Raw genomic sequence first — 21682 nt, forward strand, 5'->3', positions numbered from 1 at the left:
AAGACATCACTGTACCAGTTGTGATTGGTCGAAGCAAAAATCGAGGTCGCCTGGTACGATACCCGGTATCGCGATACAGAGTTCGACAGAATTCGAGGTCAACCGCCTCGGGGTCACGCCCCGAGGCTTGTCAGTGAATTCCCGTTCTCCCCGAGTAACTCGGTAGGCGTGTACTCGCCGTTCACGTTCAGCGTCCCCGACTTGAGGGCCAGGTGACTGGTAGTTCATCCATCGTGAGACGTCTGCCCGCGATAGATAGCCCGCGACAGACGGTCTACGACGTGATCGTGGTCCGGTAACTGTACTCCTGATCGTGGCGGTGCCGGTCAGTCGTATTCGAACACGCGAGCCATCCCCCGCTCAAGGTGGTAGACATTGTGGCAGTGGAACAGCCAGTCGCCGGGGTTGTCCGCCAGGAAGTCGAACGTCACCTGGTCGCCGTGAGGCGCGACGAGAACAGTGTCCTTGATCGCATCGCCGACCTGAAAGAAGTGACCGTGGAGGTGCATCGGGTGGATTGCCGGGCTGCGGTTTACCATCCGTACGCGGACGTGGTCGCCCTCACTGATTTCGAACGGGTCAGCGTCGGGATATATTTCGCCGTTGATGGTCCATGCGTCAGAATCGGCACCTCCCATCATCCCGCCCGACAACGTGAGGTCGAACGTTCGATCCGGGTCCCCGTCGAGAGCCAGCGGTTCAAGCGTCTCGAGATCCTCATACTCGAGTTCATTGCCGTCGAACTGCGGCCCTTCGGCGGACTCGTCCCCGGACGCGTCTTCATACCGCAGTCTCGCCTCCGCGGGATCCTCTTCGCCGACGACGGGTTCTGCGACGACAGCCCACTCGCCGGGGGAGTCGGCCTCAAGGATTGCGTCGTAGCGCTCGCCCATGCTCATCACGAACGAGTCCACATCGACGGGTTCGACCGGACGACCGTCGGCATGCGTGACCGTCAGCGAGTGGCCGCCGACGCCGACGCGATAGGTAGTGGCGCTGCTCGGGTTGATGAACCGCAGTCGAACGTGCTCGCCCTCCTCAACCTCGAACACCGGTGGATCCGATGGAAGGCGGCCGTTGACGAGCAGTCCCTCGTACGGCGGTCGCTGACTCATCATCTGACTTCCCGGTCCCATGCCGTCACCGGGTCCCATCCCATCGCCAGGTCTGCGGTCGCCGTCAGACCCACCGTTGCCGGGATCCATTCCATCGCTGTCACCACCATGACCCATTCCGTTACCTGGTCTGCGACCGCCGCCCCCTCTGTCGCCATCGCCGGGATCTGTCCTATTTCCGTCTCCGTCCGGTCCCCCGCCGGGGCCCATTTCATCACTCCCGCTCGGCGGAGCTTCGATCGAATCGAGTGTCGGCTCTTCCCCAAGGTGATCGTCGAGCTGCAGCGTGTACTCATGGTCGTACTCGACGTGCGGCGACTCCTCCTCGACGATCAGTGGTCCGTAGAGCCCCCTGTCGAGTTGCAACCCGACGTGGCTATGATAGACGTACGTCCCCGCCGGTGACGCCTCGTACTCATACTCGAACGTCTCCTCCGACGAGACGGGTTCTTGCGTGACGTCCGGAACGCCGTCCATCGGATTCGGCACGGGAACACCATGCCAGTGAATCGTCGTCTCCTCGGGCAACCCGTTCTCGAGCGAGACGCGAAGCGTCTCTCCCTCGCTCACGCGAAGTTCCGGCCCGGGGAACTGCTCCTCGTACAGCCACGTCTCGACGCTCTCGTCCGCTCCGATGTCGACTTCCTCGCTCGAGGCGGCCAGCGTTTCCTGCTGCGTGGCGCCGTCGTCCTCCTGTGCAGGCCGCTCAAGGGTCGCCGATCCGATTCCGCTCGCGAGTCCCGAAATTCCGACCAGCGTCGCGCCGCCGATGCGAACCACCTGTCGGCGCGGGACGGTTCGATTGTTGTCGGCCATCACAGAATCGCCCACAACTGCAGTGAAAAATGACGGGCATTTCAGTTCATGGCAGCCTCGATTGACGTCTGAGAAACGCAGCCTCGGCCCGGCCGAAAACTGCGTTCGAGCAGGCTGCCGGACCGTCACTCGAGCATTGCAATCAGCAGGACCGTCTCTGGTCGGGCGGCCTCGTGTTCGCTCGCCAATCCAACGTCGTGGAGGGCGTTCAACGCCTCGTCGGTGCTGTATCATTCATCGGCCGGCGGCCCGTCCGCACCGGTGCCGGGCAGTGCCCAGTTCACGACAGGCTCGGATTCGATATTGTAGAGCTTTCGAGCGGATTCCTCGCAATTGGGACCGACGACATGGTACGGATGACTGAAGTCGTGGCGAGTGACTACGAACTCGATCCGAAACCGGAGATCAACGTCCAGTTCTGAGCAGGTGGCGCTACCGACCCCGAGGTTCTCGAGGAGCAGGGCCAACAGGACTCCTTGCAGACCATCGAGGAGAGCCGTCGCCACTTAGATGCCGGCGCCGAGTTACTGATGCTCGAGGCCGAGGGCATCACTGAGGAGGTGACTGAGCGACGAACCGACGTCGCCTACCAGGTCGCGAACGAACCGGAATCGAGAATCTCGTGTTCGAGGTGCCGGGCCCCAAGATGTTCGAGTGAGACATCAAGAACTTCAGCTCTGAGATCAACCTGTTTGTGGACAACTCCCAGATCGTCGAACTGGAATGTATGCGCTCTGGCCGCTGGGGAAAGGCAACCACCTGGGGGCGGGCCGTTACCTGAAAGGGTAATGACTAGTTGCCAGACTCTATATTTGTCGGGCAACAGCAATCAGCACTCACTACGATAGTTTCGGTACGAACCTTCATTCTACACATTGTGTCAATCAGCAGAACGGGTTAGGTTACGTGACGTTCCGACCGGAGTCTCTTGTCGATTCGGTGTGACGGGAGACAAATTAATTGCTCTTAAAAATTTAAGGTCGTTCCCACTCTTCACTGTGGATTCCAAGATACAGTCGATTCTCGACTATGGACTATTCTTCGGAGACCGCACCTCTGGATATCGATCTCTGACGGTCACTGGTTCCCGTTGTTGATCGCTGCTAACTCATCTGAGAAAAGGAGAACACAGACACGGATGTCGTGTCGTCCTTATTCCACTCGATTCCCGCGCATCGGTCGAAATTGACCCTGCTTTCGAATAGTAAGAGAAAGTCGATTAAATGAGTTGAGCGTATCTCGAACCATGAGTACTACTACCACAAACCAAGACGTATACGAGATGGACTCGACTAGTCGTGTGATGTACCTCGATGCACTGGCACTCGCCGGAGCGGCGGCTGTGGTCTCTGCGGTCGTAATGCTCCTACTCGGCGTGTTCGGTGCGATCGGTGTCTATGAGGGCGCGGTCGAGATGATGGAACAGTGGCATCTGTTCTTCGAGCCGACCGTCGTCGGGACCGTTGCGGGTATGGTCGAGGCAGCGGTGATCAGCTTCGTCCTCGCGTACCCCTTCGCGTGGCTGTACAACGTCTTCGCGCGCTAGGGGAGACGGAGACACCCATGTACGTCACCGACAAAGCCAAAATCGTCATCGAAGCCACTCCCGAGGAAATCTGGGAGTACGTGACCGACCCAGTCCACTGGACGGCGTCGAATCCCGAGGAACACTACGGGCTCGAGTACGACACGCCTGACAATCGCCCACGCGAGGGCGCGACGTTTCACCAGCACGAAGAGGTCGCCGGCATATACGCCGACCTGCACGGTCGGTTCTCCTACATCGATTATCCGAACGTGGCGGTTTGGACGGGGATGGCGTACTATCCTTTCCTTCGCGGCCTCGTCACAGTTCGAATTCCCGAGGGCGGCACCATTCGGCTCGAAGAGACCGAGGATGGAACCCGGATGTCACACGCCGTCTGGATGGATTTCCCGAACAACCGTCGTGGTCGTTTCCTGAAGTGGTTGTTCACCACTTTCCTCGACGGGAAGGCGAAGCTTTACGACCACACCAACAAGGAACTCGTCTTCTTCAAAGAGCGGCTCGATTCCGACGCTACCACGCCGACGTCGTAATTGCCACTAATAGGTCGATCTCCCGATTGTGAACCGGAAGCTGATCGATGGATCGACAGAGAAGACGATTTTCAACGCCAGATCGAAGCAATCGGTAAATCCGTAGCAACCCATTGCTAGTCTATGGCGAATCACTCCGAACACGGGAGCCACAGTCCACCTGAGGGATATAATCCTAGTGGACACGCTACATTGGGCGGACTCTCGGTCGACGCAGATGGACTCCGCTTCGTCCCGACGGACACGCGCCTTACTCCAGGTGACCCGCTCAACTGGAGCTTCCAGGTCGTCACGTCGAATGGCAACATCGTGACCGAGTTCGACGAGGCTCACGGGCAGCGTGGCCACTTGATCGTCGTTCGTCGCGACCTGACTCGATTCCAGCATCTCCATCCGACGCTTGACGCCGATGGAACGTGGCGTGTTGAGGCGTTCTCCCTCCCTGATCCCGGTGTTTACCGAGCGTTCATCGACCTCGTAGTCGACGGTCGACCGACGACACTTGGATTTGACCTCTTCGTCTCGGGAGAAATGGAGGTTGCCCCGCGCTCAGATACGTCACGACGTGCGACGGCAGATGGATACGTCGTTGACCTCCAGACCAACGAGGTCCTCGCCGGTGAGCCGGTTGAGCTAGCGTTCGAAATCAGTCGTGATGGTGAGCCCGTGTCGCGTCTAGACCCGTATCTGGGAGCGCTCGGCCATCTCGTTACGCTCCGTGAAGGCGATCTCGCCTATCTGCACGTCCACCCCAAAGAGACGAGTCCCGACAGCGGGCGTGTCGAATTCGGCGCGCAGTTTCCTACGCCCGGGAGATACCGGCTGTTCCTTCAATCGAAACCGGACGGGACACTCATCACAACTCGGCACGATATTCGGATCGACCGCTGACGGTACGACGAACGACAATCCCCTAGAACCGTTCACCGAAGCCATTCGATCGGTTGCAGGACGGTTCTATCGTTCCCAGACATCACTCGCCAAGGTGACTTCTTAATATATACTCGTGAACTATTCTACAATATGGCATCACACGAGGTAACGCTGGAGAGCACCATCTGGGGCTTCACCGCGACCGGAAAACTCCACACGTTGAGTGTCTGGTTCATCTTGGCACTTCGATTGATGATGGGCATCGCCTTCTTCCAAAGCGGCCTCGACAAAGTCCTCTCCGGAAAATTCAGTGCCGGAGGGTATTTGACTGGAGCCGTCCCGAACAGCGGAAGTCCACTCGCAGATCTGTTCGTCGCAATAGGGAACACGCCATGGTTCGTCGACTTCGTGAACGTCGCTGTCCCGTGGGGGGAAGTGTTCATCGGGCTTGGACTACTATTCGGTGTACTCACTCGCCTCGCCGCGTTCTGGGGGGCGTTCATGATGCTTCTGTTTTATTTCGGGAACTGGGACGTTTCGCACGGCTACATCAACGGAGATTTTGCGTACATGCTCGTGTTCCTCTCTGTCGCCGCGTTCGGGGCAGGCCGAATACTCGGCCTGGACGCGTATATCGAACAGTACGAAATCCGCGGCGAACCACTCATCGAACGATACCCGTGGACGGGATACTTTCTTGGCTGATCTCGAGCACCGTTCGTAGCCACTTGGGGCAGATCAACAACGAACGAGGAAGCTGTGGCCAGCGGAGTCATCCGAGCAGTTCGTAGTCGTGATCAGGGATGTACCGCCGGAACAGCAGGCTGTTCGACAGCACTGACACGCTGGAGAACGCCATCGCGCCGGCGACGACGGGGCCGCCCGCGACGAGCCCCCACAGCGGGAGCAACTCGACGAATTCGGCGAGGGTGCCGGGGAAGAAGTACCAGATGACGCCCCAGAAGAGGGCGTTCACGATGACCGCGGGCACGAAGACGCCGAGATGCGGTCGGCGAGGTTCTGGATGTCAGGCCGGCGAGACTGCGCTTCCTTGACGGTCTGGATGATCTGCTGGAGGACAGTGTTTTTCCCGATCTTCGTCGCTTCGACGACGAGCACGCCGTTCTCATTGATCGTGGAGCCGACCACCTCGTCATCATCGCTCTTCTCGACGGGGTCAGACTCGCCGGTGACCATCGGCTCGTCGACAGCGCTCTGCCCATCGACGACGACGCCGTCGGTTGGAATCTGTTCGCCGGGTCGGACCTTCATCCGGTCACCAACCTCGACATCTTCGAGAGGAATTTCTTCCTCGTTACCCTCTTCGTCGATGACGGTAGCCGTCTCGGCCTCCATCTCCAGCAGTTTCCGAAGCGCCTCGTCGGCTTACCCCTTCGAACGGGCCTCGCCTCGAGGTCATTCCCGAGCGTGATGGACACGAGGATGAGCACTGCCGTATCGAAGTACAGTCCCCCGGCGATCACCTCGAGCAATACTGCGACGGAGTAGACGTACGCGGTGGTCGACCCCAGCGCGATGAGCACGTCCATGTTGGCGCGGCCGCTCTTGACGAGCGCCTTATAGGAGTTCTTGTGGAATGGCCAGCCGAGCACCAGCTGGACGGGCGTCGCCAATAGGAACTCGTCCCAACCGAATTCGATGCCGGAGGCCGTCTCCGGAAGAACGCTACCGCCGAGCAGGAACTTCTCGACGAGGAAGAACAGCAGGGGGCAGAAAGCGCTGCTCCGAACAAGGTCAACCGCAATTGTCGTCCGATCTCCTCTTGTCTGGCAGCCTCTTGGGCCTCACCTCCCGGCCCATCTTCGGTCTCAGCGTCCTCGTGGACGGGCGAATAGCCAGCGTCCTTGATGGCGTCGTAGAGGTCTGTGAGACCCGCCTCGGCTGGGTTGTACGTATCCGGCGTGACCGATGCAACCGCCGATCGTGAGGTGGAGTAAGCGAATGTAGATGGTGACGCTGACGTCACGGCACTCGTACAGGCTGTTGAGGACACTGGGTACACCGCCCATGCCTGAGAGAAACCAGAACATTCGTAGACGAACGCCATGCTCTTCTCCTCCAATTCTGTCTCCCCAACAGGCGGACTACGATCTGTCTCGAGTCGCCCAAGCTTCGTTGGCAGCTGCATCCTATTTCAGGTTCCAGCCCGTACCTACACTAATGATGGCGCAGCATTCGTGTTTCTATAGTTGCGATCTGCAGATGCATCGAGCCCTATTGAGCGACCTATTCCGGATCTATTAGAAGTAAGTAAAACCAATGGTAGTTATCGAGTCAGAAGCGTTATTCTTTGTTGGGTTTGGATTTCTAGTCGGCATTCTCTTCGGCTTCTTCGGACTGGGTGGGAGCTTCTTCGTCACCCCTGCACTCCTCGTGCTCGGGCACCCCACCGAAGCTGCTGTTGGCTCTGGTCTCGTATTTGTCTTCGGAACGTCCATCGCTGCGGCGGTTACCCACCGGTCAGCTGGACACATCAACTACACTCTCGGAACGCTTCTCATCGTCGGGATGGCAGTTGGCATTGAGGCCGGCAGGCGAGTGCTGTTCTGGCTCGCCAGGAGAGGGATATCGGATCTCGTCATTAGCATTGCCTACGTTGTTCTGTTGGCAGTAGTTGGTGTCCTCATTCTCCGTCGAGTTCACACTGACCTCACCGCGATTTCCGGTGAACGACGCGGTCAACCAGCTTTCGAGCAGTTTCCCCTTACCCAATTCCCACCGGCAATCAAGGTGCATCCTGGTGTGCAGGTGTCCGTTTGGCTCATCCTCTTCGTCGGTGTCGCTATCGGAACTCTGTCTGGATTCCTCGGGGTTGGAGGTGGCTTCCTGATGGTCCCCAGTCTCGTCTATGGAGTAGGAATCGCGAAAACGATAGCCGTCGGCACCGATATCTTTCAAATCGCAGGGTCGAGCGCGTTCGGATCGGTTCGCTACTTTCAGGAAGGAGCCGTCCATTTCTCGGTCGTACTCCCACTGCTCGGTGGGAGTGTCTTTGGATCCTTTGTCGGATCTCGATTGACTGATATTGTCGACGAAAGCGCACTGATGAGCTACTTTGCTGTGATGCTACTCCTCGACAGCATCGCAGTAGCGAGTAAGACGATCAGCCACGCCTATGATATCCGAATCCTCCACTACCTCAGTATCACGATTCTTTTCGGGACTGCGTTCGTCCTCGCAGCGATAATCGTCTATCGGGGAGGGCGAACAGCCTACCGCGACTTGGGTGGATGAGACTCCTCGTTTGTTTCCGATTAGAAATTGTGAGATTTATCCGCCAGGCAAGCCACACACCTATTTTCTGTGAGATCCTACTCGCGCTAACGAGGGCATCTTATGGACGATCACGGGAAGACACCTGACGACGGTGATGCCTCGACTCACCACGGTGGCCACCACGATGCCAAAGACGAGCCACAGCCACCTGCTGGCGAAGAGGAATCGCGCGTCGAACAGTCGATACTAGAGGAAGAAGCCGAAGACGCAGACGAGGGCGAGCGCGAGGTCGACGAACAGTACGAACATAGGGCGAGCCATGGTTCAGGGGGTTCTGACCACGGCGGTCATGACGGTCATGAAGGAGACGGTGGTATGCACGAGGGCCACGAGCAGATGTTCCGACGGCGCTTTTTCATCTCGACGTTACTCTCGATTCCCGTCCTCCTGTACAGCGAGACACTACAGGCGTGGCTTGGTTTTTCAGTACCGGCGTTCCCCGGGAGTGAATTGATCAACCCTGTGTTCGCGGTGATCGTCTTCGCGTACGGTGGTGTCCCGTTCCTCCGGATGGCCCGTCCGGAACTCGAGGACCAAGCACCAGGAATGATGACGCTCATCTCAATGGCGATCACGGTCGCGTTCGTCTACAGTCTCGCGAGCGTCGTCTTCCCAACGGCATCGACGTTCTTCTGGGAGCTGGTTACGCTGATCGACATCATGCTGCTCGGACACTGGATCGAAATGCGTTCCGTTCGACGGGCCTCCAGTGCGCTCGACGAACTCGCAAAACTTCTCCCAGACACCGCCGAGCGAATCACAGAAAACGGTGATACCGAAAAGGTGCCTGTGAGTGACCTTTCCGAAGGTGATCTCGTTCTCGTCCGGCCCGGTGCGAGCGTTCCTGCCGACGGCATCGTCGAAGAGGGAGACTCCGACGTCAACGAATCGATGATTACTGGTGAATCGAGGCCAGTTTCGAAGGAACCAGGCGACGAGGTGATCGGTGGTACCATCAACGGTGACGGGAGCCTTCGGGTCCAGATCAGTGCGACGGGTGACGAGACGACGCTGGCAGGAATCATGCGCCTCGTCGAGGAAGCTCAAGAGAGCAAGTCCCAAACGCAGATGCTCGCCGACAGAGCGGCAGGCTGGCTCTTCTATGTCGCTCTCTCAGTAGCGATCGTGACCGCAATCGCCTGGACCGTCGCCGTTTCGTTTAACGCCACAGTCATCGAACGGGTCGTGACCGTCCTTGTGATTGCTTGTCCGCACGCACTCGGACTCGCCATACCACTCGTCGTTGCGATCAACACGTCGCTCGCAGCGCGAAATGGAATGCTGATCCGCGATCGGATCGCCATGGAACAGGCCCGAGAACTTGACACGGTTATCTTCGACAAAACGGGGACGCTCACGAAGGGCGAGCAGGGTATCGTCGACGTCGAAACCGTCAGCGATCTCGAGGAGGACGAAGCACTTGCACTCGCGGCAGCAGTCGAGAGTGATTCGGAACACATGATCGCCCAGGCGATTCGCGAGGCCGCTGACGAGCGGGGCGTCACGCCAGAAACCGCAACCAGCTTTGAGGCAGTCAAAGGCCGCGGTGTTCGCGCGACGGTCGACGGTGAAACAGTGTACGTTGGCGGACCAAACCTCCTCCCACACCTCGAGATAGACATTCCGCCCAAACTGGCGTCGTTCGCAGATCGAGCTGGTGAAAGTGCCCAAACAGTCGTGTATCTCGTTCGTGAGGATGAACCGGTCGCCGCATTTGCGCTCGCGGACGTCGTTCGCGACGAGAGCTATCAGGTCGTGGACGCGCTTCACGAACTCGGTCTCGAAGTCGCGATGCTGACCGGGGACTCCGAGGACGTCGCTCGCGCCGTCGCCGACGACCTCGGTATCGACACGGTTTTCGCAGAGGTGCTGCCCGAGGACAAGGACAAGAAGGTGACCGAACTGCAGGATCAGGGTAAGTTCGTGGCGATGGTCGGCGACGGCGTCAACGACGCACCGGCACTGACGCGGTCCGACATCGGGATCGCTATTGGCTCCGGGACGGACGTCGCCGTCCAGTCGGCTGACATCATCCTCGTCCAGAACAACCCGATGGACGTCGTCCGCCTCGTAAAGCTGAGCAAAGCGAGTTATCGGAAGATGCAGCAGAACCTCGTCTGGGCCGCCGGCTACAACGTCTTTGCACTGCCACTTGCGGCGGGTATTCTTGCCCCGATCGGCATCCTCCTCTCTCCCGCAGTCGGCGCCTTACTCATGTCGCTCAGTACCGTGATCGTCGCGATCAATGCGCAGTTCCTCCGTCGCGTTGATCTCGACCTCCCAAGCCTGCCGGGCGTGTCTGCGCCACAGAAGTCACAGCTAGCAGACTGAAAAAGCCGACGAATCTGGCAACTGAGACGTTTGTCGATCCCGCCGACAACACTCCACCACTGCCTCAGATAGATCTTCTCCGGGACCGGGATATGCCAACCGTTTCCGATGACGAATTCGCCTCGTCTCTCGAGGAGTTAAGTGATCGTCGTACAATGTTGCTCGGACTTGTCAACGCCGATAGGCGGCAATGGCCCGCTCAAGAATGATGTAGATATTTGATCTTCCGAACGATATCAGAGAGTGACAAAAGAGTTCTCAAATCGGTAGGTACTCGTCTCTATTCAAATCACTTTTCTCCTAGCGGTCTCATAGGTAGTAGTACGATTGTCCGGAGATCTCAAATCTGAGATTCCTATCTCATGATGAAAACCGCATCCAACAGTGACCACAGGAGACGTCTTCTCACGAGAGGTACTCGGTTTAATCTTCTATTCGCGATCCAACTGTTCGCCGGCCTCGCTTTCGCATACAGGACGGGTGACATGGGGAGTCGACTCACTTACTTCTTCATTCCGTTCATTTGGACCACGGTCTCTATCTGGGTCATCTGGCATACACGACCTGCACAGGCCCGACGTCTCTTCCAGATCCTTGCAGCCGTGATTTCTTTTGCTTATCTCCTGATATTGCTGTATCTCACGGGTATCCTTGGATCCAGCGTACAGCACCTTTCGCAATTAACGGGACCACACGGAGTCGGATTGACTTGGGGCCGATCGCTCGGGTGGAGTCCCGTCCTCATCTACACTGGAGAATGGATCACGTTGACCCTCGTTCCGTATCAGACAATCGGTCTCATAGCACTCTCATACCTCGTCTACGATGCATTGCTCGATTTCGCTCGATCGGCGATCGGCGGTATCGTCGGAATTGCGGCCTGTCCAGCCTGTGTCGGTCCATTATTTGCACCTTTGCTGCTTGGTGGCTCTAGTGGTTCCTCTCTGGTTCTCCTACTGGGAGTCTACGGGTATGAGATTGCGACCGTTTTATTCATTATTACTGTAGGGATACTCTATTACCGACGTTGGATTTCAAAACTTTTTCTTCATTTGCGACGATGATGGATTAATTGGACGATTCAGCATCTGATACACGCACAAACGAAAACAATCGCTACGAGCGACTACCAGCAGGTGTCCTTCAACGATTCGGACACCAGGCGTGACGAGATGCAGAGCACGATCGAAGCGTGGGTCGAAGACCTCCGCGCGGACGTCACCGACGCAGTCTCGAGCGACGAGTTCCAGCGATGGCTCGATACCCAGAGCCGCTTTCACGACTGTTCGCATCGAAATACGTTGCTGATCACCAAGCAGTGTCCGCATGCGACTCGAGTCGCCGGCTATCGAACCTGGCTGGAGGAACAGGCGATGTCGCCCAGCTGAACGGGCACGAACTCGTCGCAGTCGATGAGTGGCTGCCTGGCAAAGGCCGCCACCATACGAGATTGATCTCACCGACAGCTACGAATACAAGACGCGCTACTGGTGCTGCCGGAACTGTGGCCAGGAACGGAATCAACGCAACGAGTTTGTCGAACACTGCGAAACGCCATCGCCACCGACTCCACTCGAGAGCGGTGTGAAATAGGCCAGACCCGCCAACAAGCGTGGAGGGCGTTACTCCCGAAACTCCATCTCAAACTCATCTGCGTGTTCGTCGATGGTTCTCGTAATGTTGTTACGTGGGCGTTCGATAAGCGATTCTCAGCCGGTCAGAAGGGCGCTTATCTTGCGGTTACATTTCATCGTGTATACGAGTGGTTGTCGCGGATCGTATTCCCGGTCGAGTTCGGCCCCTCGAAAATGCCTTGCGAGTTGACGATGACGTTCTCACTCACCAGGCAGTCGTATCCGTTATCGAGGACGATCGACCCCGAGAGTCCGCTCGTCTCCGACGAGTGCTCGATCCGGTTGTTCTGGATCTGGACGCCGGTCGCGTCCTCCGTGTTGATCGCCCAGAAATCATAGTCGATGAACTCGTTACCCCGGATCTGGACGTCGGTCGCCCCGCCTGCAACCCGGACCCGCTCGCCGTCAATAAATGTATTGTTTAGAATCTTGATGTTCTGTGTGTCGTCGTACGTGCGGAGGGCACCATAGTTACCGCCCGACACAGTGTTGTGAGCGAACGTGACGTTACTTGCCATATCCTCAAACGAGACAAGGATGGTTGCCGTATCATCGCCCTCGATCGTGTTGTTGACAATTTTGATGTTATCCGTATCGTTGTAGAGCATCAGTCCCTTCGACCCGACGCCGGTATTGGAGTAGATTTGGTTCCCGTCGACGACCGCATCGTAGACGCCCGAATGGAGCTGGATTCCGAGTTGCTCCGTATTGATGTGGTTCCCCCGGATCGTAATATCGTCCCCCGTATGGATCGTAATGCCGACGATCGTGTGCTCGCCGCCGACGATTTCGTTATCGCGGAAGATCGTCCGCTGGGACTCGACGCTGTCGAGTGACGCCCGTGGGTTGTTCGCGTGGCCGTTATCTTCGACGTAGCAGTCGACGATCCGGTTCCCGAAGCGCCCGGCCTCGGCGGGGAGCGAGGCGTTCGCAACCCCGAGATCGTTGTTCCATCGCCAGACGATGATCGAGTGCGACTGTGCCCGGTAGACGTCCACGTTGCGGATCGTGCAGTTATCCGCGTAGATACCGATCCCGTCCGCGTGTTGAAGGTCGGATTTGCTGTACACCGAGAGGTCCTGGTTATCCCGATTCCCATCGATTGTGAGGTCCTTGACGACGACATCGTCGCCGGTAATCGTAAGCACCTGCGACGGCTCGTCCATCCCGTCGGGCAGCGTGAGCGTCGTCGACTTACTCTGGCCTCGGAGCGTAATGTTGCTCTCGGTGATCGCCCACTCGTCGGCGAACGTGCCGTCGGGGAGGATGATCTCGCCACCATCGTAGTCGGTCGTAAGATAGTCGACGGCCGCGTCAATGTCGGCTTGCGTGACTGGCGACTCGAGGTAGACGGTCGTGTCGTTGATTATTTCGGCTTGTAAGCCACCCTCATCACCAATACTTGACATCTCGTTATCGTCACTCGCCACACAGCCTGCAAGTGCCACCACAGCCCCCATACTGAGATACCCCCGTCGTCTCATGCTGGTGAGACATGTTCAAGTCTATATAAAGATACCTAACTTATCGGATTTTCCAACCCTTGAATGGACAGCGTTGGTATGAACTCTTCTGGTTCATCGGCCTCGAAATTGAGAATATCGCCACTCATAAGAGCGTGAAGCTGTTCGGTCGCTGCTTCAGCCTAATTCAAGGTGGAGCCTCCGACCTCAAGGAGCGACCGAAGGGAGCGAGTAGGGTGGGGTAGTTCACCCAGTCCGTTCAGTCGTCCTGGTCATCGCTGCCAGCGTGCCACAGTCGTACGGCCCGCGACTATGTTAGGGAGTAGCATGCGCCGGCGGACGTACATTACCGGTGAGGCAGCGTCGGAGCGACATATATCGGCGGGCTGTAGTTGGTCCGCCGGCAGCTGTCACGCTCGGCAGCCGGACGCGGCCCCAAATTGCCCGAATTTGTCAGGGTCCACGACTCACCCTGCAGTGTGTTTCCGCTCGGCCATCTCGCCTTCGCGTATCTCTGGTACGTCGCGTACGCGGCCCTCACGCGCCGGCCGTTGCCAGCTCGCTGGGCGCCAGTCCCGGTGGCGATCGGCAGTCAATTCCCCGACCTGATCGATAAACCACTGGCGTATTACGGCGTCCTCGCGAGCGGCCGGTCGGTCGCCCATTCGCTCCTGATCACCGTACTCATCGCCGGCCTCGTCACCTGGGGCGCCCACGCGCTCCACCGCCGGCGCCCTGCGCACCGCTGGGTCGGGCGTCTATGTGTCGTCACTCCGGCGGGTTCAGCATCGGCTACCTGTCGCATCTGGTTGGCGATAGTCTCGGGCCGCTGCGCGCGGGCGCCTACGACGGCCTGACCTATCTGGGCTGGCCGCTGCTCGCCGCGCCCCGGTATGCGGGCGACAGCGTCGCTCCCTGGATTCGCATCCTCGAGCTATACCGCCAGTCAGGGTCCCACCCGGAACGTCCCTTGATCGTGACGGCGCTGCTCGTGTTCATCTCGCTGCGCGTCTGGGCCCGGGTCGGCCCGCCACGGCCCGCCGACGCCTGACCGCTGGTGGCGTCGGGCTGCGAGGCGCGTCGCCGACCAGCCCGCCACTCTCGAGTGGGCGGCGCTGGCCACGCGGGCGGGCGCTGGGGGCGGATTCACACGACGGGCTGGGCGACGGAGGGGCCCACCGACTCCACAACCGTTTGGTACCCCTCGGTCGACGGCACGCCCTGCTTCGCAAGCCGCACCTGCCACCGGCACTCCTGCCGGCTGGCGTCGGCGAGTGACGACCGGTGGAAGCTCCAGCGGCTGGTCTGGGCGGCGCCCCACTATCCCCGACCACCATGGACCGGCTACTGCACACGGCTGGCCGACTGCTCGAGCGACCGGATCCCCGCACATTCGAGGGTAGCACTCGTCGCCACCTCCTCGAGTCCGAGCGTCGAATGAGCAGTACAGTAATAGAACACACTCGCCGCGCCCGATGTCGTATTGATCACGTCAATCCGGTAGGTTGCGGCATCATCACAGGTCGGCCACCATTCGCAGGTCATGCAATATGTCAACTATTACCACGACATAGTTGTTTGCTGCCAGTCTCGGGTTAATCGCCTCCTAACAGGTAGTTTCGGCTTGAATGGAGTGCCTTTCTCGAGCAGCCCTCGACAGTCCACACAGTGAGACGTCCTCGAGTTCATCATCATCGACGACAGGTATCTGCGGTACCAGTAACTGCAAACGCACTCGAGGAACGCGAGATGACAGATGACTTCTAACCATCCCCGAGAACAGTTCACCTGATACCAAGATTGAAGCGATAGTATCACTGAGAGACTCAATATCCTGCCGTTTCGAGTTCGTCTAGAAACGCCGGCCGGTTCGAGTGTTTCTCACGGAGATGTTCAATGAGTGGTGCCAGCTCCTTGTCAAATCCGAGGTCCTCTATGTCACGCAAATGTTCGATAACGGTCCTGTAGTGGTCGCGTCCGGTATCGGCCGCCAGAGACGGTTCCGGCAGGTCCCGATATGCCTCGAAGTACGCTTCTGGATCGACCTCGGCGACGGGCTCTCGATACCGCCGAAGCATCTCGAGGTCATCACTCTCCAGAACCTTCTCGAAGGCCGCCTCGAGGTCGTCCTCGCGGACGTACAGCTCGATCAGTCGGTCGGGATCGATTCGGCCGAGTTGGGTTCGCAACCCGTGGGAGATCGATTCCCACTCCTCGGCGGAACTGGCCGATCGTAGATCATCGTAGGCGTCCCAGTCCTCGAAGCGGACGAACAGGGTCCGGAGCATCTCTCGATAGCGCTCGTCGTCGCGTCCACGGTAGAACTCGGCTGCCAGCTGATGGACGTCGACAGAGTGTGGAAACTCCTCCAGTCCGTCCTCAACGACCTCATGTGCTCGCTCGTCCTGTCCATCGGCTCGTAGCACGTCGATGTATTGGCGATAAAACTCGCTCCGTTCAATATAGACGTCCTCGAGAACAGCGGCTAGTTGCTCGCGTTCCTCGAGTTCTGAGAGGATCCACAGATAGGTCGACAGGAGCTGTTGTTCGTCCACAGAGAGATTCGGTTGTTGCTCAGGACGACCATCGCCACCTCGAGACCCGGTCGTCTCCCCATTCTCGTCCGGTCGCGACTCCATCTCCTCGAGGATCGTCGTGAGCGTCTCTCCGACGAAGTCAGTCACCTCAAGCGGGCCGACATCAAGGTGTTCGACATCCAGTTCGCCACCGGTGAACAATTCGACCTCGAGTCGCCACTGGGTCGGATCTGGAACTCTCTCATCTGTCTCGACGGCATTGTCGATGTCTGTCTGTGGTGTCCCGCTTTCTGATCCGGACCCGGCTGCAACGACCGCTCCCGTCTCGTTACTGGCGATGCCGTCCAGCGCTGGAAGGTCTGATTGCACAAGTGAGAGCAGGTACTCGAGATCATCAGCTGTGGTACACACTTCACGGAGCGCTGTCGTAGTAGTCCCGGACGAAACGAAACTCGGCAGTTCTGTACTGCTCGTAGAGGTATTCGAGGTGCTCACACACTGTCTCGAGTCGAAGCCCCCCTCGCAAAGACACGCGGCGTCGGCATCGATAGCAGACTCGAGTTGACGACCGTAGTGGCCACTACTGTCGTCGATCCGTTCCAAGTTTTCGCGTATCGCCTCCGCCAGAGCCCGGTAGATTTCGAGGGCACGCTCGTACTCGCCGTTCTCCCGGTAGGTCGCTGCGAGGTCGTCGTATTCGGTAAACTCGAGGTGGGTGTCGTACTCAATGATCCCGCGGCGGTCGGTGGCGTTCCCGAACCGGCGGTCAATATCACGCTTATGACATCCTCCGCGCCGTAAACGACGCGGTTTCCTCTGTGGAAGTCTCAGCCGGTCTACGTCTCCCCAGAGGCAACATTCCCGTCACGCTGGACGGTACTCGGGTCTGTGCGCTGTTCGTTGGGACGGTGAGAGCGTGATGACTCCGACCAGTCGTGGTCGTCCCACTGGAACCGCACGGGCCGTGCCATCGGCCTGACTGTGTTGCTCGTCTGCCGCTCTAGGAACGTCTTTGACGCCGTGAGGTCGGCGTGGCCCTCGAACCCACACGGACAGGTGAGCGTGTCCTGATACCGTGTTGTTCGATCAGTCGACCCACACTGCGGGCATTCCTGGCTGGTCCACGCTTCCGACCGAACCTCAACCCCAATACCGTATTCCTCGGCAGTACACGCGAGTCGGTCGGTGAAGTGCTTGAACGCCCAGAAGTTGTGGGTCTTTGCATTCGTTTCGACCGCCCAGTGTGTTTCCAGCACGTCGGTCAACCCACCAATATACACCGTGTCTACGCCCTCGGCGTACAGTCGTTCGATCAGGTCACGACACAACGCATCTTGGGCGTGGTTCCGGCGACGGGTTTGTTTGCGGTACAAGCGTCGGATGCGCTCACAACTGTAGCGACCGTCTTCGAGTTTCGACTGGAGTCGGGCGATTTCTCGTGTCGTGTCACGGAACCGCTGGAATAGGTTACGACCCTCGTACAGATACTGCCCGCCGGTCGTTGTGGTACAGGCGACGAGATTGTTGGCACCAATATCCAGAGCGGCCGTTTTGTCGGCCAGTGGAGTGTCCCGTGCATCGGCAGAAACAGTCACGGGTTGCGAAGCTCGGAAGGTGCTGTCTGTCTCATCGTACCACAGGTCTAACCGGCCCTGTCTGTCGTAGTCGGGCCAATTCAGGTCGCCAGCGATTTCAAGCCGGAGACGTCCGGTGTAGTCGTAGCGGTCTTTCAACTCTTTGCCGACCAGTATCTCAAGCCGGGAGCGGTCGCCCCATTCGACGGTGTACGACATGTTTCGAATGACGGTCTTGAGTCGGCGTCCATCGTCCTCGTTCCCACGGAAGCCCGGTGGTTCCGGGTGGTCCGTAACCGACGTGTTCGACTCGTCGTGGTATTGTTCTTTCAGCCGGAAGAATCCGCGCCACGCTTCGCTGTTCTTCCGTATCACCTGTTGGGCGGTGGATGCGCCGACCACGCCTTTGTATTGGCCTTCGAGTCGGCCTGTATCGACGTCCCACACGCCGCTCTCAAAGCCGTCTTCGTCGATGTACCGCATGAGGCGCTGGTAGTTGACTTCGTTCCAGAGAGCGGCGGAAGCGTCCAACAGGTCCCGTAGCAGTTGCTCTTCGGTATCAGAGAGCGGTCGCACGGCGAACGTGTTGGTGCGCTTCACGCCACAACTATTTTCACGTCGCCGAGTCAAATAAGACCTGTGCGACAATGCGACCAGCAATAGATATTTCGTATGGACTCCACGGACGGGTGAAAGACCACGCTGAAGCAAACGACCTGTCGCTCGATGAGGCGTATATCGAGGTGCTGGAAACCGGACTCGAGACGTTGGAGACCCAGAACGAGCAGTAACACGGTGGTTTCTCGTCAAGGGTTACGCGATTCACGCCCGCCCTGTTCGGTGCTCGGTTCCGACAGCAGCGTGTCGGAACACTCTCGCCTCACGGGAAGGGCGGGGACTCTCTCGCTGTTACAGGTCGTCGGCGACGCTTTTTTCGATCGGCTGGCCGACCGTGGCGAGAAACCGCTCTCGAAGAGACTCGTTGTCGGCAAGGACCGCACGCAGAAAGTCCCGAAGCGTCTCGACGTCCGCGGTCTCGAGTGCTGACTCGAGGTCGTTGCCCGGTATCGACGTCTCGAGGGACACGGAATCCGACGTACTCGATAGTTCGTCCTGAGTCGTATTCTCCTGAAACTGATCAGTTACCTCGTCGTATCGGTCTCGTACCGCCAGCAACACTGCAACGATGTGTTTGCAGTCGCCCGCGTAGTCGTACGGACAGGAACACCAGCCGTCGAAGTTCTCGGCAGAGAGGTCCACCGTCGTCCGGTATTCCCGGCTCCCTCGTACTTTTGCAGTTACCTCATATCCCTCGACCGTCAGCTCCCACACACGCCCTTCTTCGAAGTAGGAGACGCCGCGCTGGAACGACTGTGCGGTACAGATATCCCGAATCGCGTCGCGGGTTGGTTCGTAAATCTCGGCGACGGGCAGGTCGGTGCTGGTCCCGTCTCGAGACCCGGAACGCGAGTCTGAACCGGAACCAGACGAGTCAGGTGACCACGACCAGTCCTCAAGTGGCACACGCTCGGCTACTGCGGGCATCCCTCTCGCCCCAACGTCCTCGAGAAAGCCGATGACGGTTTTCGTTGGGTCGACGTTCCCCCAGCCGTGGTGAGTACCCCAGAACTCCGTTGCCCACACGAGCTCGTCGTCGACGACGATGCCGACGTTCCCCAGGATGTCCTCTTGGTCGCGATACCGCTTGGAGGGGGCACCGCCGAGCCCTTTCTGGAGTGTCTGGTTGTACGTGAAATCGTCCCAGGCATCCTCGAGCGATCGGGTCTCGGCCTCACCGACGAACTCCGGCGGCGGCGCTCGCTGTGGTTTGACCTGGACGACTGACTGGAATCGCGTGTTCCTCGTGGATCGACTCGAGTAACTCGAGTGTCCGACGGTGATCGACCCCGACGTCTGCTTCAGCGTAGTAACGTAGTATCATTGTCGTCTCGAGTGGGCGGGCCGTCGTCCGGGTCGGAGGGCGCATACCGTCCGTATCGTCGGCCACCTCGGCTTTCGTATCGCCCCCTCGAGCGCCTGTCTGTACCCGCTGGCGACCGGGCGTGAATTGCCTCGGGATCAAGCCCCGAGGTATGCTCCGATACCGTCTGATAAATGCCCGCGTATGGCTGGAGAAACCACGACGGGAGTTCACGATGATCGCAGCAATACGTCGGGTTCCGAGGCCCGGCCGCCACACATGATTACACGACGACTTCGACCGACCGAGCAGTATTTTCCGACCGAACCGTGGCTCGAAGCGTATCGAGACGCGATCAATGCGAGCGCCGAGTACGCCGAACGGGCCGACGGCTGGGGCGTCGATTTCGACGGGTCGTTCGTCTTTCAGATCGAGAACGTGCCCCTCGAGAGCAAAACGGTAGCCGATCTGCCGCCGGAAATCGTCGAGTCAGTCGAACACCACGCGAATCGGACTGCGCGGTCGACCGAATCTATCCTGGAGGACGCGCCTGAAGACGTCCGCGAGCGCATCGAATCCCGCAGCGGCCCGCTCGAGGAACGGGTCGCAGAGGAGGTCCTGACGACCACCCTCGCGGACGTCCCCGACCGGATGTGGCCGGAGCTCAGAGCGACGCTTCCCGACCCCATAGACGACCTGATCGCGCAACTCGAGGAGAACGTCGCGGCCGACGGCACGATATACGCGTATCTGGATCTCTTCGACACCGAGTGTCGAGGCGTCGATACGCTAACCGACCTCGAGGAGCGACGCCACGGGTTTCGCCTCGTCGGCGATTACGAGCAGTGGCGAACGCTCGTTCGGGGCAACGGCGACGTCATCGACATGCTGATGGCCGGCGATTTCGAGCTCGACGGCGACATTCAGGCGATTCTGAAGTATTCCGACGCGGCGGTGGCTCTCGCCGAGGTTTCCGCAGACCTCGACTCGAGGTTCATCGTGTAAGCTCCGTCGCGAGACGTTCTGCCGGCCACCGATTGCGCTGCAGCGCTGCGTCGCGCCGCCGGTCAGCGGGCGTCTGCGACCGGTGATGCGCTCCCGTCGTACCGTCCCGTTTTCGCGTCCGATCGTCTCCGTCCCCGGGGACGAACTGCGCTGTGCCGAGAATCGGAACGAACGACGCTGTGCCGGGGATCGGGACGAACTGTACCGGACCGCGAGCACGTCGTCGACGCTATCGGTACTCGAGGACCGATCCGTATACCAGGCCGAGCGTGGCGCCGTAGGTCGTCCACGCGACGACGCCCACCACACCGGCGACCGTCGCGGTATGGGTGGCCGTCGACGTGCCCGTGGTGATCGCCACCCAGATCGGAAGCAAAACGAGTACACCGAGGACGAACCCGTATCCGGTACCGAGACCGAACGTGGTCGTCGCGAGCGCGGACCGCTCGAGTAGCGGACGGAGGATCCGTCGGGAAGAGTCCGAGCGCCTCGTGAACACGAGTCCCTTCGCGACGACCGCGTCGAGCGATCCCGAGGTGAAAACGTGAAACGGCACCGCGAACAGCACGCCGAGCGCGAACATCGCGAGCCACCCGCCGTCCAGGGTCGGCGCGCCGGCGACCGCACCGACCCGTTTGATCGCATCCGTGTCGTACAGTTGGACCACCAGCGCCGCCTGAAATCCTCCGGCGAGCCCGGCAGCGACAACCGCTTCCAGTGCGGGCCCGTCGACCCGGAGCGATTCGACGATGCCCAGGAACCGGGCCAACGCGGCCCGATACGGGGTCACGTCGGTATCGACGCCCGAATCGGCGTCGGAGTCAGTGCTGGCATCGAGTCCCGTGCCAGCATCGGGGCCACTACCAGCATCGGGATCGGACATACCCGTAGCAATACGTTCAATGGTGACACGCCTCAGCATTGTTCCGCGTATCCGCGGTCGTTTATACCACGCGGTGGCTACGCCGGCACGACCGGATTCCGTCTGGCCTGTCGACGATAGTGTGACAGTCTCTCGGCGGTGAATCGAACCCAGG

Annotated in this window: 18 protein-coding genes and 5 pseudogenes; 13 read left to right on the forward strand and 10 right to left on the reverse strand. The window is 59.2% G+C overall.

The annotated features are described in order from the left end of the window. Positions 1-326: 326 nt before the first annotated feature. Positions 327-1931, reverse strand: a complete 1605-nt coding sequence (locus NJT13_RS07520; protein WP_254524946.1) for a multicopper oxidase family protein — start codon at positions 1929-1931, stop codon at positions 327-329. A 287-nt stretch (positions 1932-2218) separates the two neighbouring features. On the opposite strand from NJT13_RS07520, the pseudogene NJT13_RS23440 reads away from it, so the two are divergent. The 5 genes and pseudogenes from NJT13_RS23440 to NJT13_RS07550 form a co-directional block, all read left to right on the forward strand. Then, positions 2219-2712 (forward strand): annotated as a pseudogene (locus tag NJT13_RS23440) (phosphosulfolactate synthase); the annotation flags it as partial. 522 nt (positions 2713-3234) lie between these two features. Continuing rightward, positions 3235-3477, forward strand: a complete 243-nt coding sequence (locus NJT13_RS07535; protein WP_254524947.1) for a hypothetical protein — start codon at positions 3235-3237, stop codon at positions 3475-3477. Between the two features lie 17 nt (positions 3478-3494). After that, positions 3495-4010 (forward strand): SRPBCC family protein, encoded by a 516-nt coding sequence (locus NJT13_RS07540; RefSeq protein WP_254524948.1) that lies wholly within the window; start codon positions 3495-3497, stop codon positions 4008-4010. Between the two features lie 123 nt (positions 4011-4133). Beyond that, positions 4134-4901 carry a FixH family protein gene (locus NJT13_RS07545; RefSeq protein WP_254524949.1) on the forward strand — a complete coding sequence of 256 codons (768 nt, stop codon included), beginning with the start codon at positions 4134-4136 and terminating at the stop codon, positions 4899-4901. Positions 4902-5033: 132 nt separating this feature from the next. Continuing rightward, entirely contained in the window at positions 5034-5588 is a 555-nt protein-coding gene (locus NJT13_RS07550; protein ID WP_254524950.1) for a DoxX family protein, read from the forward strand. A gap of 157 nt (positions 5589-5745) precedes the next feature. Here NJT13_RS07550 and NJT13_RS07555 read toward each other — a convergent pair. Then, positions 5746-6798 (reverse strand): annotated as a pseudogene (locus NJT13_RS07555) (heavy metal translocating P-type ATPase); the annotation flags it as partial. 365 nt (positions 6799-7163) lie between these two features. Here NJT13_RS07555 and NJT13_RS07560 point away from each other — a divergent pair. The 5 genes and pseudogenes from NJT13_RS07560 to NJT13_RS23450 all read left to right on the forward strand — a co-directional run. Further along, positions 7164-8138, forward strand: a complete 975-nt coding sequence (locus NJT13_RS07560) for a sulfite exporter TauE/SafE family protein (protein ID WP_254524951.1) — start codon at positions 7164-7166, stop codon at positions 8136-8138. Positions 8139-8240: 102 nt separating this feature from the next. Beyond that, the gene (locus tag NJT13_RS07565) at positions 8241-10511 is read left to right on the forward strand and encodes a copper-translocating P-type ATPase (protein WP_425499792.1); all 2271 of its coding nucleotides are present in this window, start codon (positions 8241-8243) and stop codon (positions 10509-10511) included. Between the two features lie 365 nt (positions 10512-10876). Continuing rightward, complete coding sequence (locus NJT13_RS23445) at positions 10877-11575, forward strand: DUF7546 family protein (RefSeq protein ID WP_425499807.1); 699 nt, start codon at positions 10877-10879, stop codon at positions 11573-11575. Between the two features lie 48 nt (positions 11576-11623). After that, positions 11624-11878, forward strand: a pseudogene (locus NJT13_RS07570) (DUF955 domain-containing protein); the annotation flags it as partial. After that, positions 11764-12095, forward strand: a pseudogene (locus NJT13_RS23450) (hypothetical protein); the annotation flags it as partial. The pseudogenes NJT13_RS07570 and NJT13_RS23450, both read left to right, overlap by 115 nt. Before the next feature lie 163 nt (positions 12096-12258). Here the strand turns inward: NJT13_RS23450 and NJT13_RS07580 are convergent. Next, entirely contained in the window at positions 12259-13629 is a 1371-nt protein-coding gene (locus NJT13_RS07580) for a right-handed parallel beta-helix repeat-containing protein (RefSeq protein WP_254524952.1), read from the reverse strand. A 458-nt stretch (positions 13630-14087) separates the two neighbouring features. Between NJT13_RS07580 and NJT13_RS23285 the strand changes: the two genes are divergently transcribed. Further along, positions 14088-14465, forward strand: a complete 378-nt coding sequence (locus NJT13_RS23285; RefSeq protein WP_340681189.1) for a metal-dependent hydrolase — start codon at positions 14088-14090, stop codon at positions 14463-14465. Further along, a complete protein-coding gene (locus NJT13_RS07590; protein WP_254524954.1) occupies positions 14369-14659 on the forward strand; it encodes a hypothetical protein in 291 nt (96 codons plus the stop codon). Before NJT13_RS23285 ends, NJT13_RS07590 begins: the two co-directional genes overlap by 97 nt. 293 nt (positions 14660-14952) lie before the next feature. Here the strand turns inward: NJT13_RS07590 and NJT13_RS07595 are convergent, their stop codons facing one another. The 6 genes and pseudogenes from NJT13_RS07595 to NJT13_RS23660 form a co-directional block, all read right to left on the reverse strand. After that, the gene (locus NJT13_RS07595; protein WP_254524955.1) at positions 14953-15153 is read right to left on the reverse strand and encodes a hypothetical protein; all 201 of its coding nucleotides are present in this window, start codon (positions 15151-15153) and stop codon (positions 14953-14955) included. A gap of 281 nt (positions 15154-15434) precedes the next feature. After that, positions 15435-16556 (reverse strand): hypothetical protein, encoded by a 1122-nt coding sequence (locus NJT13_RS07600; protein WP_254524956.1) that lies wholly within the window; start codon positions 16554-16556, stop codon positions 15435-15437. Positions 16557-16981: 425 nt separating this feature from the next. Continuing rightward, a complete protein-coding gene (locus NJT13_RS07605) occupies positions 16982-18319 on the reverse strand; it encodes an RNA-guided endonuclease InsQ/TnpB family protein (protein ID WP_254524957.1) in 1338 nt (445 codons plus the stop codon). A 309-nt stretch (positions 18320-18628) separates the two neighbouring features. Continuing rightward, on the reverse strand, positions 18629-19264 hold the full coding sequence (locus NJT13_RS07610; protein ID WP_254524958.1) for an SWIM zinc finger family protein: 636 nt from the start codon (positions 19262-19264) through the stop codon (positions 18629-18631). Between the two features lie 72 nt (positions 19265-19336). Beyond that, a pseudogene (locus NJT13_RS23655) lies at positions 19337-19501 on the reverse strand (DUF8045 domain-containing protein); the annotation flags it as partial. Between the two features lie 10 nt (positions 19502-19511). After that, a complete protein-coding gene (locus NJT13_RS23660) occupies positions 19512-19706 on the reverse strand; it encodes a DUF8045 domain-containing protein (protein WP_484549615.1) in 195 nt (64 codons plus the stop codon). 213 nt (positions 19707-19919) lie between these two features. Here NJT13_RS23660 and NJT13_RS07620 point away from each other — a divergent pair, with 213 nt between their 5' ends. Next, a complete protein-coding gene (locus tag NJT13_RS07620) occupies positions 19920-20645 on the forward strand; it encodes a sterol carrier protein (RefSeq protein ID WP_254524960.1) in 726 nt (241 codons plus the stop codon). Positions 20646-20874: 229 nt separating this feature from the next. Here NJT13_RS07620 and NJT13_RS07625 read toward each other — a convergent pair whose 3' ends face one another. Then, positions 20875-21528: a hypothetical protein gene (locus NJT13_RS07625; RefSeq protein WP_254524961.1), complete on the reverse strand. Its 654-nt coding sequence runs from the start codon at positions 21526-21528 to the stop codon at positions 20875-20877. Positions 21529-21682: the final 154 nt, after the last annotated feature.

It is taken from the genome of Natrinema caseinilyticum (assembly GCF_024227435.1).
Classification (GTDB): Archaea; Halobacteriota; Halobacteria; order Halobacteriales; family Natrialbaceae; genus Natrinema; species Natrinema caseinilyticum.